The sequence below is a fragment of the Verrucomicrobiota bacterium genome (assembly GCA_016871535.1).
Lineage (GTDB): Bacteria > Verrucomicrobiota > Verrucomicrobiia > Limisphaerales > SIBE01 > VHCZ01.
Genome location: VHCZ01000057.1, coordinates 1 through 16415, shown reverse-complemented (window position 1 = coordinate 16415; position 16415 = coordinate 1). Strand labels below are relative to the sequence as shown.

Genomic DNA, 16415 nt, shown 5'->3' with positions numbered 1-16415 from the left:
ACATTCGTTCGCACTGAACAGTCATCGTCTCGTGAGAGGGTTTCATCGACGTTCCGACCGGCGAGGCGCCGGTCGGAACACGCGGGGGCGCGTGTGCTCCCCAAAAAGCAGGAATGCCTTCACTCATAGTCGATTCTTAGAATCTCCAATTCCTCTTCGCCGGAGGGAAACTTGAACCGCACGCGTTGCCCCAGGCGCGCATTGATCAAAGCCCTGGCAATCGGCGAGAGCCAGCTCACCCAGTCGCGGTCGAGATCGATTTCGTCCACGCCGACAATTCGATAACGCGTTTGCTCTCCGTCTCGATGACGCACCGTAACGGTCGCCCCAAAACGAACGCGGTCTTCGGGCCCGGCCGGCGGCGGCACAATTTCCGCGGACTGCAAGCTGTCTTCCAGGTATTGGATCCGTTGGTTCAGCGCGTAAAGCTGCGGCGAGCTCTGGCCCGACTCGGCTGAGGCGGCGATTCGTGGCCGTTCCACCTGGATCAATCGCTCCAGTTCCTGGCGCAGTAGCTGCGCGCCACCGGGCGTCAGGTAATTCTTGGCTCCCGGCGGCAACGCCGCCGCCGGTCTGGGAACAACCGGCCGCTCCTCTCGATCATCCGATTCTCTGGTAAACGCCTTGCTCATTTCACTGCTTCAAGCCGGCGGCCCTTTCATGGCGTCCATCCGGCGCCGCATCTCTTCCATCGACACGTCTTCGATGTGCGTGGCGATGGTCCAGCGATGTCCAAATGGATCGACCACGGTGCCGGGAGCGGTCACCGTAGAACTGGTTTTTTACGGGCTGCTCGACTTTCGCACCGGCGGCGATGGCCTGAGCCGTCAGCTTATCGACGTTCTCAACATAGAGCGCGATGAACATGGGGGTTCCGCCGATCGTCTGCGGGCTGAGCGCGTTCATCTGCGGAAATTCGTCGGCCAACATGATGGGCGAGTCGCCGATCTTGATTTCCGCGTGCATGATCGTGCCGCCTGGGCCTGGGAAGCGCATCAACTCCTGAGCGCCAAAGGCGCGTTTGTAGAAGTCGATCGCACTTGTGGCGCCCTTAACGATCAGATAAGGCGTCACGGTGTGGTAACCGTCTGGGATAGGTTTTGCTTTCATAAGCGGAGAATGGGTTCGCAAGTTTTTGATCCGCTGAGATTCGGTGAGGCGAATTGAATCACGAATCGCGCAGATTTGGCACGCGGAATCTGACAAGACTTGTATGCCCTCAGTTAAGGCGGTTACTGTGCAGACGGGATTGACGACAGATCGACCGGAGAACCGTAGCGCAGATTTTCAATCTGCGGTATCGCCGATTTCCAATCGGCAGGGCGCCGGCAAGTCCCAGCGTGCTCGGACTGGGAAACGCCCCGCAGAATACAATTCTGCGATACGGCAGAGTGCAACTCTGCGCTACGAGCTTTGTCGTCCATCCCGCGGACCAAGCAGTAAATGGGTTACATCGGTTGAATGGAAAATTTGCGCAAGCCGCGGAAACTTTTGTGGATCGCAGTACGAATTCTTTTGAATTGGCCGAAACGCGATCGCTAAGTAAGTTGCCGTCAATGAAAGTCAAGGAAATCAAACGCGTCGTCGAGCGTTTTGAACTTAACCTGCATCCCTATGAAACAGGACTTCTTCAAGTTTCCGGCTCTGATTGTCTTCATTCTCGCAACATCTGGAATGGTTGCCGCGCAACTGGAAGGCGGCACTCCGGCAAGCGACCCACGCGCCGGGAAAAATCTCATCCCGACCCCCGTGTACTCTGAAGCCGACGACCGCCGTGTTCTTGACCTTTTCCAAGGACTGCGTGTCGCGGACGTTTCCGATGGCATGGATGCGGTCGGGCTGCAAAACACGGGCCTGATGAACGCGGACATCCGGCCGCTCTGGAAAGACACGCAGAAGTTCACGCACCGCTTCATTGGGATCGCCGTCACGGCGCGGTACGTCCCGACCCAACTCCCGCCCGCCGGACGGATGAAAACGGACGAATACGACAAATGGGTCGGCGAATGGTACCGAAACAAATCCAGCGAGCCGTTCACGGCGTTGCTGCGGCCCGGCAGCGCGCTCGTGATCGAGGACGCGGCCGAAGTGGATGTCGGCTCGATCGGCTCCAACAACATCCTGAGCTGGAAACTTCGCGGCTGCGTCGGCGTGGTGACGAGCGCGACCGCGCGCGACACCGATGAGATCATCACCGAAGGCATTCCGCTTTACTTCCAGAAACCCGGCCGCGGCATCCGGCCCGGCCGAAACGAAATCGAGTCGGTGAACCGGCCCATTTTCTGCGGCGGCGTGCTGGTTATGCCTGGCGATGTGATCGTGGCGGATGGCGATGGCGTCATCGTGGTTCCTCGCGCCCGCGCCGAAGACGTCGCCACCTGCGCCAAGAAGATTCTCGACGGCGACAAGGCGGCCCGCCGCAACCTTTACAAAAAGCTCGGCCTGCCCGCGGATGATTCGGTGAGATAGGCGACAAGTGCTCCAAGAAGCTGGCATTGCGAATGCCGGCGTCTTGAGGGCACAACCTGATCGAATTCGAGTGTCAACAGCGTTTCACGCGAAGTATTTTGCGCACGAACTGACCAAGCGATGCGCGTCGGACAGCGTTCAAAAGCTCGCCGCCTCGCTCGCCGACGCGCAGGTGGACCTGAACCCGCACCAGATTGACGCCGCACTGTTCGCGTTCAGTTCGCCACTGTCCAAGGGCGCCCTTCTGGCGGATGAAGTCGGACTTGGGAAGACCATCGAAGCGGGCATCCTGCTTTCGCAGAAGTGGGCTGAGCGCAAGCGCAAGCTGCTGGTCATCGTGCCTGCGAATCTCCGCAAGCAGTGGCACCAGGAACTCGCGGACAAGTTCTTTCTTCCCGCCACCATTCTCGAAACACGGACGTTCAACGAGCAAATCAAGAAGAAGGGGAACTTCAATTCGTTCGACCAGACGGACACCATCATCATCTGCTCCTACCATTTCGCGAAGGCCAAGGACATCTACGTCCAGAAAGTCCAGTGGAACCTTGAAGTCTGAGGCAGGGACAGGCCGCTCAAGGGCATGGAAGAGCGCTCAAGCCCTGAGTTGAAGCGTTCGAGAGCTGAAGCCCACCCAATTCCTGGAATTCGCTATTCACCCCAGCGCCCGTTTGGTACGCTCGCAGCCGAAGATTCTTGCATCGAAGTCATGATCAAACCGAAAACCGAGACAAACGAAACCAGTTCGCAGAATGTGATTGCCTGTTCCATTGCGAACGGGAAGAGCGGCGAGGCGCCCGGGGAAGTGGTTCCTTCCGATTTTATCCGGGATATCGTCGCGGCCGATCTGGCCGCCGGGAAGCACAAACAAATTCATACGCGTTTTCCGCCCGAACCGAATGGTTATCTCCACATCGGGCACGCCAAGAGCATTTGCCTGAATTTCGGCATTGCCCGCGAATTCGGCGGCGTCTGCAACCTTAGGATGGACGACACCAACCCGACGAAAGAAGACGTCGAATACGTGGACTCGATCACCGAGGACGTGAAATGGCTGATCGGAGACTGGGCCGATCATTGTCTTGGCATGAAGCCCAAAGGCAAAACACCCGAGACGCAAGAGGTGGGCGGCAGGTCTGATTACTATCTCCCCCCAGTCGAACAATCGCCAATCGCCAATCGCCAATCGCCAATTACCCATCGTCCATCGCCCATCGTCGAGCCGTTCTACGCGTCGGATTACTTCGACCAGACTTACGAGTACGCGCTGCAACTTGTCAAAAAGGGCCTGGCTTACGTTTGCGACCTTTCGCCGGAAGACACCGACAAATACCGCGGTGCGCCGGATCGCCCGGGCCAAGAGAGCCCGTGGCGCACCCGTTCCGTCGAGGAGAATCTCGACTTGTTCGTCCGGATGAAGAACGGGGAGTTCCCGGACGGCGCGCGTACACTCCGCGCCAAAATCGACATGGAGTCGCCGAACATCTGGATGCGTGATCCGGTCCTTTACCGCATTCGCCACGCCGAGCATCATCACACCGGCGGCCGATGGTGCATTTATCCGATGTACGACTTTGCGCATTGCCTGAGCGATTACATCGAAGGGATCACGCATTCCATTTGCACGCTGGAGTTCGAGGTCCACCGGCCGCTCTACGACTGGATTCTCCAGAACCTCGATTTGCCGCGACCGTTGCCTCATCAATACGAATTCGCCCGCCTCAATCTCAGTTTCACCGTCATGAGCAAGCGCAAACTGCTCCAGCTCGTGAACGAGAAGCTCGTCAGCGGCTGGGACGATCCCCGCATGCCGACAATCAGCGGTCTTCGCCGCCGCGGCGTCACGGCCGGCGCACTGCGGGCTTTCGCCTACAACATCGGCATCACGAAATACAACGGCCTCACGGACGTCGCGGTGCTTGAACACGCCATCCGCGAGGATCTGAACAAGCGCGCGCTGCGCCGCCTCGCGGTCCTGCGTCCCATCAAAGTGGTGCTCACGAATTATCCCGAAGGGAAAACCGAGGAACTCGAAGCCACCAACAATCCGGAAGATCCGGCTGCCGGGACGCGAAGACTGCCTTTTAGCCGCGCGCTCTACATCGAGCAGGACGACTTCATGGAGAGCCCGCCGCCGAAATACTTCCGGCTGCGTCCCGGCGGCGAAGTTCGCCTTAAATACGCTTACATCATCAAATGCGACGAAGTGGTGAAGGACGCCGGCGGCAGGACTATCGAACTCCGCTGCACCGCGGACCTCGATAGCAAGTCCGGCGGCCCGACGGCGAATCGCAAGGTCAAAGGCACGATCCATTGGGTAAGCGCGGCGCATGCCATCGACGTCGAAGCGCGCCTTTACGACCGCCTTTTCACCGTGGCAGAACCGGACGCCTCCGGCGATTTCAAGCAGCACCTCAATCCGCATTCACTGGAAATCGTCACCGCAAAATGCGAACCGAGCCTGAAGGACGCAAAGGCGGATCTTCGTTACCAATTCGAGCGTCTGGGGTATTTCACTCTGGACAAAAACTCGCAACTTCCAGCCGGGACCGCTCCGCTCGTCTTCAATCGCACGATTACCCTGAAGGACACCTGGGCGAAGGAAGCAGCGAAGAGGTAGGCCCGCGGTTCGCGCCCGGACCACTTACTTGGGCGGACTGGCCAAATGGGCTGGGCGCGCCATCGTAGCCTCCGCAGGTCGCCCCCCTCGGAGATCGCTGGCAAGCAAATCCCCGAACCGGAAGCCGAAGCGCCGCCCGGACGTCTCCTGGGAGAATAACACCGTGGGTTGACAGTTCGGAACGCGCAACGCGTCAGCGCGGAAAAATCTCTATCTTTTTGCGCTGAAGCTGATACAATCACTCCCGTTACCGCAGGCAAACAAAAGCGATTACCATGAATCGCCCAGACCGATTTGCGCGCGAGCCAGACTCATCTGATTCTTTGCAAAGACAGACCTGAACGAGCCAAAATCAAACGGAAGGCAATGCCCTATGATCGCTACGGCCACGATTGACTCGATTCTCAAACAGAAATCCGGCCCGCTTTGGTCTGTCTCACCCGACACCACCGTCTTCGACACGATCCAACTGATGGCGGACAAAAACATCGGCGCCGTGCTGGTCAAGGCTGGCGAGAAACTGGTCGGGATCATGTCCGAGCGCGATTACACCCGCAAGGTGGCCATCAAGGGCAAATCCTCCAAAGAGACGCGAGTCAAGGAAATCATCTCCACGCCAGTTGTCACGGTGACTCCAAACCACACCGTGGAGGAGTGCATGCGGCTGATGACCGAGAACCGAATTCGCCACCTCCCCGTTTTGGAAGGAGAAAAAACCATCGGCGTTATCTCCATTGGCGATCTGGTGAATTGGGTGATCTCGGCGCAAAGCGTCGCGATCAAGCAGATGGAGAACTATATCGCAGGGAACTACTACTGCTGAACTTTGCGCGGTGGGCGAGGCTCCCGCCGAGCCCGGGACGTGAAGAGAAACCCTCCTTCGTGATCCTGATGGAGCGGAGGAGTATTGGAATTTTCAACCCTCCACCACTCCAATACTCCATTTCCCCGTTTAACTTATCCGGGTCCAGGCCCCGCCGGAGCGTCACCCCACGCCGCTTCAGGGCAGATTGGTGTAGCCCATCAGGTACCGATCGCATTCGCGCGCGGCTCCCCGACCTTCGTTGAAGGCCCACACGACCAGGCTCTGTCCGCGCCGGCAGTCTCCAGCGGCGAACACACCGGGAATGCTCGTGGCGTATTTCCCGTAATCCGCTTTGATGTTCGTGCGCGGGTCGCGTTCAACGCCGAGTTGCTCCAGGAGCGGTTGCTCCGGCCCGAGGAACCCCATCGCGAGAAGCACCAATTGCGCGGGCCGAGTTTTTTCCGTGCCTGGAACCTCCTTGGGCACGAATTGCCCTTTGTCATTTTTCTCCCACTTGATTTCCACGGTGAGCACTTCCTTCACTCGACCGTCTTCATCGGGGATGAACTTCTTCGCCGTGGTGAGAAAGACTCGCGGATCGCCGCCGAAGACCGCAGCCGCTTCTTCCTGGCCATAATCCATCCGGTACACTTTCGGCCATTCGGGCCAGGGATTGTCTGCCGCGCGTTCCAGGGGCGGCCGGGGCAGAATCTCCACTTGAATCAGGCTCCGGCAGCCATGCCGCATGGCCGTGCCCACGCAGTCCGTCCCGGTGTCACCGCCGCCGATCACCATGACGTCCTTGTCCGTGGCCGAGATGTAATCGCCGTTTTTCGTGCCGTCCAAAAGAGCCTTGGTGTTGGCGTGGAGGAATTCCATGGCGAACTGAACGCCTTTGAGGTTGCGCCCTTCGACCGGCAAGTCCCGCGGTTTGGTTGCGCCGGTGCAGAGAACAACCGCGTCGAATTCTTTCAACAGCTTCTCGGCGGGATAATTCCGGCCGACTTCGGTGTTCGTCAAAAAGGTGACACCCTCCTTCGCCATCTGGTCCAGGCGGCGCTCAACCACGAGCTTCTTGTCCAATTTGGGATTCGGGATGCCGTACATGAGCAAACCGCCCGGTCGGTCGGCGCGCTCAAACACGGTTACCCAGTGGCCGGCGCGGTTGAGTTGGGCGGCGGCGCAAAGGCCGGCCGGACCCGATCCAATGACGGCGACCTTCTTCCCGGTCCGCACGGCCGGCGGTTCGGGCACGACCCAACCCTCTTCCCAGCCCTTGTCGATGATCGTGCACTCGATGTTTTTGATGGTGACGGGCGGCGCGTTGATTCCGAGCACGCAGGAGCCTTCGCAGGGCGCCGGGCAAACTCGTCCGGTGAAATCCGGAAAATTATTGGTCTTGTGCAGCCGGTCGAGCGCCTCCTTCCACAGCCCTCGATACACAAGATCGTTCCATTCCGGGATCAAATTGTTGATCGGACATCCGGAAGCCATGCCACTGAGGAGGGTGCCCATGTGGCAGAACGGAATGCCGCAGTCCATGCAACGCGCGGCCTGCTGCTGCAGTTTCGCGGGTTCCATGTGATAGTGGAACTCGTTCCAATCCTTGATGCGCTTGACCGCCGGACGGTCCAGCGGCAGCTCGCGGAGATATTCGATAAAGCCGGTCGGTTTTCCCATTGTGTAAGACGCGAAATCGATTGAGGTCAGTCAGTAGTGGGATTGTCGATCCCATCAACCAGGCGCATCATCCGCCTCCAACGCGAGCGAGATCCTTCGCATTTTCCTCGAATGCGGCCATCAACGCTTCCTCGCCGCTCAAACCGGTGCTCGTGACACGTTTGATGGCCTGCAGCATCCGTTTGTAGTCCTTCGGCATGACTTTCACGAACTTCGGGACGAACTGTTCCCACAACGCCAGAATCTTGAAAGCGCGCTGGCTCTTCGTGTAATCGGCATGGCGCTGAATCATCTGCCGGACTTCCTCGATTTCCACTGGGTCGTCCAGCTTTTCCAGGCCAATCATCTGCGGATTGCAATTCTGATCGAAGTCGCCTTGCTCATCGAACACGTAGGCGATCCCGCCGCTCATGCCGGCGGCGAAGTTGCGTCCGGTCGCGCCCAGCACGACCACGCGCCCCCCCGTCATGTATTCGCATCCGTGATCACCCACGGCTTCCACGACGGCGTTCACGCCGCTGTTGCGGACGCAGAAGCGTTCGCCGGCCATGCCGCGGATGTAAGCTTCGCCGCTTGTGGCGCCATAAAACGCGACGTTTCCAATGATGATATTTTGCTCCGGCACAAACGTCGAACCGATCGGCGGAAAGATGATGATCTTTCCTCCCGAAAGGCCCTTCCCGAAGTAATCGTTGGCGTCTCCTTCCAGCATCAAAGTCATGCCTCGGGGCATAAAGGCGCCAAAACTCTGTCCGGCCGAGCCGTTGAACTTGATCTGAATCGTGTCGTCCGGCAGCCCTTGGGGTCCCCACTTTCGAGTCAATTCGCTGCCAGTGATCGTGCCGACGACTCGGTTGACATTCTTGATCGGCAACTCGGCGCGCACCTTTTCTCCGCGCTCGATAGCCGGCTGGCAAAGACTCAGCAATTGGGTGAGATCCAGTGATTTCTCCAGGCCGTGGTCCTGGTCGATCTGCCGATACCGTCCGATCTCCGGTCCGACGGAGGGTTGGTAGAGAATGTTCGAGAAATCGAGGCCTTTCGCCTTCCAGTGAGCAATCGCTTTGGAAGGCTCGATCAGGTCCGTGCGGCCGATCATCTCGTTGACCGTGCGGAATCCGAGTTTGGCCATGATTTCCCGCAATTCCTCCGCCACGAAGCGCATGAAATTCACCACGTGGTCCGCCGCGCCGGTGAAGTTCTTTCGCAGTTGGGGATCCTGAGTCGCCACGCCCACGGGACACGTGTTGAGGTGGCAAACACGCATCATGATGCAACCCATCGCCACCAGCGGCGCCGTGGCGAATCCGAATTCCTCCGCGCCCAGCAAGGCGGCGATGGCTACGTCGCGGCCGGTCTTGAGCTGGCCGTCGGTCTCCACGTAAATGCGGCTGCGCAGATCGTTGAGGACGAGCGTTTGATGGGTCTCCGCCAGGCCCAGTTCCCACGGAATCCCCGCATGCTTGATGGACGAAAGCGGAGAAGCGCCCGTGCCGCCGTCATGGCCGCTGATGAGCACCACGTCCGCGTGCGCTTTGGCCACGCCCGCCGCGATCGTGCCCACGCCGACTTCAGAGACAAGTTTGACGCTGATTCGAGCGTTGCGGTTGGAGTTTTTCAAATCGTGGATCAACTCCGCCAGGTCCTCGATGGAGTAAATATCGTGATGCGGCGGCGGTGAAATCAAACCCACGCCCGGCGTCGTGTGCCGCACTTTGGCGATGGGCGGATAGACCTTTCGTCCGGGCAGTTCGCCGCCTTCGCCGGGCTTGGCGCCTTGCGCCATCTTGATTTGAAGCTCCCGCGCGTTGACCAGATAATGGCTGGTGACCCCAAAGCGGCCCGAAGCGACCTGTTTGATCGCGCTGTTCTTCGAGTCGCCGCGTTCGCTCTTCCAAATGTAGCGCTCCGGATCTTCGCCGCCTTCGCCCGTGTTGCTCTTGCCGCCGAGGCGATTCATGGCGATCGCGAGTGTTTCGTGCGCTTCTTTGCTGATGGAGCCGTAGCTCATGGCGCCAGTCTTGAACCGTTTGACGATCGCTTCGACGGGCTCGACTTCCTCCAAGGGAATCGAGTTTTCGGCCCATTTGAATTCGAGCATGCTCCGCAGCGTGCACAAGTTCTTCGACTGGTTGTCCACCAGCGCGGAGTACTCTCTGAAAACCTTGAAATCAGCCGTCCGGCAGGCGCGCTGGAGTTTGTGAATGGTCTGCGGGTTGAAGAGGTGAAACTCGCCTTCCGCCCGCCACTGATACTGGCCGCCGACTTCCAGGACGTGCCCGTTGACGGGCCGCTCCGGGAAAGCATTCCGAAATCGGGCCAGTGCCTCCTCCGCCAGAGAATCCAATCCCACCCCGCCGACGCGGGAAGGTGTCCAGGTGAAGAATTTGTCCACGACATCCTGATTCAGCCCGATGGCTTCGAAGATCTGCGCGCCTCGATAGCTTTGAATCGTGGAAATGCCCATCTTGGCCATCGTCTTCACCACGCCTTTGACCGCGGCTTTGATGTATTTCTCCACGGCCTTTTTGTGATCGAGACCCGGGAGCCGCTGGTCCCGGATCATGTCGTCGAGCGTCTCGAAGACCAGATACGGATTGATGGCGCTGCACCCGTAGCCGATGAGCAGCGAGAAATGATGGACCTCGCGCGGCTCGCCCGATTCCAACACCAGGCCGACACGCGTGCGCGTGCCTTGCCGGATGAGGTGATGGTGGAGGCCGGACACGGCCAGCAACGCCGGGATGGGCGCGCGATTGCGATCCAGGCCGTGATCCGAAAGTATGAGGATGTTCACGCCGTCACGAATCGCCCGGTCCGCGGCGGCGCAGAGGTCGTTCATCGCCTGTTCGAGACCCTTCGGACCTTGAGCCGCCTGGAAAAGGATCGGCAACGTGATGGCTTTGAATCCGGCCTGATTCACGTGGCGGAGTTTCTCCAACTGGTCGTTGGTGAGGATCGGATGCTCCAGCTTGATCATCCGGCAACTTTGCGGCGTGGGCTGAAGCAGGTTGCCTTCGGAGCCGACCATCGTTTCTGTGGAAGTGATGATTTCCTCGCGGATGGGGTCGATCGGCGGATTGGTGACTTGAGCGAAGAGTTGCTTGAAATAATTGTAAAGCAACTGGGGTTTGTTCGAGAGAACAGCCAGGGGCGTGTCCGTGCCCATCGAACCCAGAGGCTGCACGCCTTCCACGGCCATCGGTCCAATGATGAACCGCAAATCCTCGAAGCTGTAACCGAAAGCCTGCTGGCGTTGCAGCACGGTTTCGTGGTCCGGTTCGTGAACGTGCGGCGGCTCGGGCAAGTGCTCCAACAAGACGTGATTCTGATCGAGCCACAACTGATACGGATGTTCGGTCGCGAACTTGTCCTTGAGTTCGTCGTCGGCCACGATGCGTCCCAACTCGGTGTCGATCAGAAACATTCGCCCTGGCTGCAGCCGGCCCTTTTGCAGGACGCGTTCCGGTTCGACCGGCAGCACGCCGGCTTCTGAGGCCATGATCACCAGATCGTCTTTTGTCACATAATAACGCGAAGGTCGAAGACCGTTTCGATCCAACACGGCCCCGATGCGCACGCCGTCTGTGAAAGCGATGGATGCCGGACCGTCCCAGGGTTCCATGAGACAGGAATGATACTCGTAGAACGCCAGCTTTTCGGGCGGCATGCTCTCGTGGTTTTCCCACGGTTCCGGAATCATCATCATCACCGCATGCGGCAGAGAACGGCCGGTCATGACCAGCATTTCCAGGCAGTTGTCGAACATGGCGGAGTCGCTGCCGTCCGTGTTGATAATGGGAAGGACCTTTTTGATGTCGTCCCCGAAAAGCTCTGACTCGAACATGGCCTGGCGCGCGTGCATCCAGTTGATGTTGCCCCGGAGCGTGTTGATCTCGCCATTGTGCGCCATGTAGCGGTACGGATGGCTGCGCTCCCAACTGGGAAAGGTATTTGTGCTGAAACGCGAATGCACCAGCGCCAGCGCCGTCTCCATCGCGGGATCGGCCAGGTCCGGATAGTATTCCTCGATTTGCTCGGTCAGGAGCATGCCCTTATAAACCAGGGTCTTGTAGGAGAGGCTGGAAATGTAGAACGACTGGCTCCCTTTGACTCCCCCGTAACGGATCGCGTTCTCCGCCCGCTTGCGAATCACGTAAAGCTTTCGCTCAAATGCCAGGTCGTCGCTCAGTTTGGAACTGCGGGCGATAAAGGCCTGGCTCATCACCGGTTCGCCTGATCGGGCCGTCGCGCCGAGCGAATCATTCTTCGTGGGAATCATCCGCCAGCCGAGGAATTTCTGGCCTTCTTCAGCGACGATGCGTTCAAACATCTCCTGGCAGCCCTTGCGTTCCCCGGCCTCGCGCGGGAGGTAAATCATGCCCACGCCGTATTCGCGCGGCGCCGGCAGGGAAAGGCCGGCCGCCCGGCAGGCTTGCGCCAGAAACGCGTGCGGCATTTGCATGAGAATACCGGCGCCGTCCCCGGTGTTGGCTTCGCACCCGCACGCTCCTCGGTGATTGAGGTTGATCAGGACTTGAATGGCCTGGCGGACAATCCGATGGGATTTGCGGCCTTTGATGTTGACCACAAAGCCCACGCCACACGCGTCGTGCTCGAACCAGGGGTCGTACAGGCCCTGCTTCGCGGGCAAGCCCGCGGCTCGCGGAGGTCGCTCACTGTTCTTGTCGATCACTTTCGTCGTCATTCAGGGTGCGAGATGTAATCAGCTTAATCTGCGTTTTTGAATAAAATTTTTTTTATAGTATTTACTAAATCCCTTCGGGTGCGCAACAGTTCATTCGGAGAGAGACCACTCCCTTGACGCAGTTTTTGCGCTTCGCTACCGTCGGATTCATGAAACGCTGGATTGTTCGTCTCGCTATTTTTGTCCTCTGCTGGTTCGCGTTGCCGCGCGAAGCGCCCGCTCCGCTGGTTTATCGCGCCGGTGAAGGCTGGACCTACGAGCCGATTGGCGGCGGAAAATGGACTCGCACCCGCGCCAAGGACCAACTGGAGGTCGCCCAGACCGCGTTCGATCAAAAGGACTACAGCCTGGCCTTGAAGGCGGCGCGCCGCACGGTCCGCGTCTGGCCGCTTTCGGATTACGCCCCCCAGGCGCAGTATCTGGTGGGCCGAGGTTACGAGGCGAAGCGCCAGGACGAACGCGCGTTCAGGGAATACCAAAAGGTTCTGGAGAAATATCCCAAAATCCCGAACTACGACGAAATCCTCCACCGCCAGTATGAAATCGCCAACCGTTACCTGGGCGGGCAGTGGTTCAAGTTGTGGGGACACATCCCGTTCTTCCCCTCAATGGAAAAGACGTCGGCGATGTACGAAAAGGTCATCCGCAACGGCCCTTACAGCGAAGTGGCGGCGCAGGCCCAAATGAGCATCGGCACGGCGCGGGAAAAGCAGTCGGACTATCCCCTGGCGGTTAAAGCTTACGAACGCGCGGCGGACAAGTATCACGACCAGAAAAACGTGGGCGCCGACGCGCTTTACAAAGCAGGTCTGGCCTACCGCAAACAGGCGAAAGCGGCCGAGTACGACCAGAGCGTGGCCGGGCAAGCCATCGCCACATTTACGGATTTCATGACGCTTCACCCCGGTGATCCGCGCGTGCCGGAAGCGCAGAAGATTGTTCAGGAACTCAAGACCGAGCAAGCGCGCGGGAGTGTCGAAATCGCGCGTTTCTACGAAAAGAAGAAGCTCTGGCAAGGCGCGCTCGTCTATTACAACGAAGCCGTCAGCAAAGATCCCAATTCCTCTTACGCCCAGGAAGCCAAACGCCGCATCGAAGAGATCAACAAGCGGTTCGTGAAACGGACAGCTCAGCATTGACATGGAAATCCATGAGGCCCGATGTGGTCGCCACCTTTCCACCTAACTATTTCACGGGCCTGTCCGGCCACACGTTCACGAAGCGCACTCGCCAAGCGTTCGGAAATGCGGGCGTATTTTGCTTCCTCGGTCAGCAAGTCGGCTTTGAATCGATTACTAAAGACGGCCTTCACGCCGAAGTGCCAAAGACTTGCTGGAAGTTCAATCCGGCATCTTCGCCCGATCGTAAGGCTTCAAGGCGACAGGCAAGTTCGTCTTTGATCTCCGTGTCGGATCGCGGATCGTCGGCCAAGCTTTCGATCAACAACTGAGCGAGATCCACGCGCTGCTCTGGCGGCAGGGAGAGGGCTTCTTCTGCAATGGTGAGATTTGTCAGTGCCATGGGGCCATTCTAGCGCGAATCCTTCGCGCTGCAAGCCGGAGCACAGGTCTTTACAGGCTTTAGCGCGTTCAACGCCCAGGCTGCGTGGCGGGAAGGGACGCAGGAGGTTCGTCGAGGAAGAGGTGTATTGTGCGATGGGTGGGTAAAACCGGTTCGAGGAATCTCGTCAGCTTTCCGTAAGACATCGCGGAAGGCGCGAAAACCATGAGGGCCGGCGGGCGAGGGCTTTCATCCTGCTCCCGCAAGCGGCGGTTCTCCGCGTCCACCTGGCGGCGCAGTTCGGCAGGGCCTGGCACCGCCACTTCTCTGATTTCCAGTTCAGCGCGCGAAACCTCCTGCTTCGACCGGGGAGTGACGAAGAGCAGCTTGCCGGACACTTGTCCTGCTTTTTCGGAAAGGATCAGCTCCAGCGGATGGAAGATCCGCGCGTTGCGGTCGAGAAGCTTCCGATCCGGAGTGAAGGCGCGGTAATAGAGGTGTCCAGCCGGAGGAGGTTCGAGGCGCACGCCTTTGTCCGAGTCAATCAGAGCCAGCACTCCCGCCAAAGCGCGCGCGTGGCCCAAGGCCAGATCGTCGCTGAAACGGACCGTGAGAAAGAAGTCGTGGCGTTGCCGGTCCAGATGCGCGAGCCGGTCCAGCAACGCCGGCAGCGAGGATGGTTCGCCCGGGGCGCCTCCGCGCTCTTTCAATTGAACCCGCAACGCTTTCAGCAAATCGGCTTCCGAGGAAGGATGGCTCGAAGGTGCCGATGCGGTGGAAACGTTCAGTTCGAGTTCCTGGACGCGAGTTTCACCCGCGCGATTCACAGGTTCGATGGCCAATGCCAGGAGTCCTTCGTCTTCCAGGAGGGGTTCGGGATGAATGACGGTGTTCTGGTAAACGGCGTCTTTGGGCGCGCGGTGGGACACTTGGAGAACCGAATCGACGGTGTTGAAGAGCGACACAATGGACATCGGTTGAACCGTGTCGGCGGCGTACCCCGCGGCCGTTCCATCGCGGGCCGGCTCGCGCCGCGAACCGGTGAACATGAAGCGGCGCTCTGGGAGCGCCTGGCCCGTGCGGCGATCCAACAAGAGCGCCTCGACGGGCAGGGGCGGCTGCCCTTCGCGGGCGAGTCGAATCGTGAACGATTCGCCCTTGGGCCAGTACCGGAGAGATGCAGGATCGAACGGTTGATCGGGTTCCACGCCGAGAAACTCCAGTGCGCGCTGCACATCGCTCGGTTTGGCGAACGAGATCAACAGCGTCTCGTAAGTGTGATCACTCCGTTCGCTGAGCAGCAGGAATTCACACGGCTCATTTCGCGCAACCGCCGATCGTTCCACCCAAACTTCGACGCGCCGCTTCGCGCGATCCGCAACCAATCCGGGCAAGACGAGGACGTCCGTCCGGCCTTCGTGAGCTTTGAGAGCGGAGGCGTATCGGCTCGCCGCGAGCGCCTTGTTCTGGTCGTGGTTTTTGGGTTTGATGCCGAAGGGATCCGCGTTCTGCGCTTGAAGGAGCAAGGGAGAAGCGATTGAAAGCCAGCCCAGGACAGCCAGGACCTCTGGACAGCGGAAAAGCGATTTCATCGTTCAGGATTCTGACCCCACAAACCGCCTCTCCACTTTTGCTGGCATGGTCAGACTTTATCATAAGCGTCCGCGGTACGGCAACCAAACCTGGCAATTCTGCCCATTGAACCGGCCAAATCGCCGCTAGGTTTTGGCTCTGGCGCTTTCGGAATCGCCGGCCGCTACAAATGCGGCAGAGGACTCTGCTCCTTACACGAATCTGTGGACGGCGGTCGCCAATCCCAAGGGGATTGCGTCCTCCAGCCCAGGGTTGCGAGGAACGAGCTACCCGGCTACGCCGCGGCGGAGGATCGCGGATTCCAGATGCACTACGTCCGCCGGCTCATGCAAGGCCGCCTCGCGGAAACCCTGGGCGTCGTCTCGAAGCGCGGCCGGATGAAACACGCTTCATTTTGTATGGCTTGCTGGTGCAGCAGCACCGCCCTACCGGCGATGGTTTCAAGGGCCGTGAACACGGCTCGGAGGTCGGGAAACTTCCCATGAACCGTCTCTTCGGACCGTGGCCTTTAGGCCGCTTCAACGTTCGACCGCGGAGAGCGCGCTGAAGCAGCCTGAAGGCTGCGGTCCGCGCATTTTTCGCTTCATGGGCGATGGGCATGGTCCTGAGACCAAGGGCGTTTCCCATGGATCGCCCGCGTTCTTGCCGAAACGCTAGTGATGTGTCTCACAAATGGCTGGAGTTATGTTGCGCCCAAAACGGCCTGGGGCAAGGCGCGACGAGGGAGCATAGCCCCAGTGCTCTGCGACCGAGGAGCAACGCAGCCCCAGACCGTTTTCGGCGCAACCCTTCGGGCCGCAGGTCTTTTGGCCTCCCGCTTCGTTGCTCGCGCCTTACAGACCCACCAGGGGTATGCGCGTCGCTCGCGCCTCGCGGGAGGCCAAAATCCCTTGCGGCATAACTCCAGCCATTTGTGAGACACATCACTAGGCCTAAAACAAGCGTACCGCGTTTCGGGTTGAGCGGCTGGTGGAAAAACTTTGAAAATTGCGGCGCGAATTCTCGCGCTCCGAAGTCCCGTGCCCTCTCATTGGCGCCAGTTT

At 59.3% G+C, this 16415-nt stretch carries 11 protein-coding genes and 1 pseudogene; 6 read left to right on the top strand and 6 right to left on the bottom strand.

Annotated elements, in window-relative coordinates; genetic code table 11:
• Window positions 1-119: 119 nt before the first annotated feature.
• Both FJ398_10075 and FJ398_10070 read right to left on the bottom strand, forming a co-directional pair.
• Window positions 120-632, bottom strand: a complete 513-nt coding sequence (locus tag FJ398_10075) for a transcription elongation factor GreB (protein ID MBM3838295.1) — start codon at window positions 630-632, stop codon at window positions 120-122.
• A 9-nt stretch (window positions 633-641) separates the two neighbouring features.
• Window positions 642-1110 (bottom strand): annotated as a pseudogene (locus FJ398_10070) (VOC family protein).
• Window positions 1111-1614: 504 nt separating this feature from the next.
• On the opposite strand from FJ398_10070, the gene FJ398_10065 reads away from it, so the two are divergent.
• The 4 genes from FJ398_10065 to FJ398_10050 all read left to right on the top strand — a co-directional run bounded on the left by FJ398_10065 (window position 1615) and on the right by FJ398_10050 (window position 5909).
• Window positions 1615-2469 carry an RraA family protein gene (locus FJ398_10065; GenBank protein MBM3838294.1) on the top strand — a complete coding sequence of 285 codons (855 nt, stop codon included), beginning with the start codon at window positions 1615-1617 and terminating at the stop codon, window positions 2467-2469.
• Between the two features lie 70 nt (window positions 2470-2539).
• Window positions 2540-3025 (top strand): DEAD/DEAH box helicase, encoded by a 486-nt coding sequence (locus FJ398_10060; protein ID MBM3838293.1) that lies wholly within the window; start codon window positions 2540-2542, stop codon window positions 3023-3025.
• A 150-nt stretch (window positions 3026-3175) separates the two neighbouring features.
• Window positions 3176-5086 (top strand): glutamine--tRNA ligase/YqeY domain fusion protein, encoded by a 1911-nt coding sequence (locus FJ398_10055; protein MBM3838292.1) that lies wholly within the window; start codon window positions 3176-3178, stop codon window positions 5084-5086.
• 373 nt (window positions 5087-5459) lie between these two features.
• Complete coding sequence (locus FJ398_10050) at window positions 5460-5909, top strand: CBS domain-containing protein (protein ID MBM3838291.1); 450 nt, start codon at window positions 5460-5462, stop codon at window positions 5907-5909.
• Between the two features lie 177 nt (window positions 5910-6086).
• Here FJ398_10050 and FJ398_10045 read toward each other — a convergent pair whose 3' ends face one another.
• Both FJ398_10045 and gltB read right to left on the bottom strand, forming a co-directional pair.
• Window positions 6087-7571 carry a glutamate synthase subunit beta gene (locus tag FJ398_10045; GenBank protein MBM3838290.1) on the bottom strand — a complete coding sequence of 495 codons (1485 nt, stop codon included), beginning with the start codon at window positions 7569-7571 and terminating at the stop codon, window positions 6087-6089.
• A gap of 67 nt (window positions 7572-7638) precedes the next feature.
• Entirely contained in the window at window positions 7639-12279 is a 4641-nt protein-coding gene (gene gltB / locus FJ398_10040) for a glutamate synthase large subunit (GenBank protein ID MBM3838289.1), read from the bottom strand.
• 149 nt (window positions 12280-12428) lie between these two features.
• Here gltB and bamD point away from each other — a divergent pair, with 149 nt between their 5' ends.
• Window positions 12429-13418 carry an outer membrane protein assembly factor BamD gene (gene bamD, locus FJ398_10035; protein ID MBM3838288.1) on the top strand — a complete coding sequence of 330 codons (990 nt, stop codon included), beginning with the start codon at window positions 12429-12431 and terminating at the stop codon, window positions 13416-13418.
• 169 nt (window positions 13419-13587) lie between these two features.
• On the opposite strand, the gene FJ398_10030 is transcribed toward bamD, so the two are convergent.
• Window positions 13588-13800, bottom strand: coding sequence for an addiction module protein (locus tag FJ398_10030; protein MBM3838287.1), 213 nt, complete (start codon window positions 13798-13800; stop codon window positions 13588-13590).
• Window positions 13801-13868: 68 nt separating this feature from the next.
• Entirely contained in the window at window positions 13869-15371 is a 1503-nt protein-coding gene (locus FJ398_10025; protein MBM3838286.1) for a hypothetical protein, read from the bottom strand.
• A 90-nt stretch (window positions 15372-15461) separates the two neighbouring features.
• Between FJ398_10025 and FJ398_10020 the strand changes: the two genes are divergently transcribed.
• Window positions 15462-15857 carry a penicillin acylase family protein gene (locus FJ398_10020; protein ID MBM3838285.1) on the top strand — a complete coding sequence of 132 codons (396 nt, stop codon included), beginning with the start codon at window positions 15462-15464 and terminating at the stop codon, window positions 15855-15857.
• Window positions 15858-16415 lie beyond the last annotated feature (558 nt).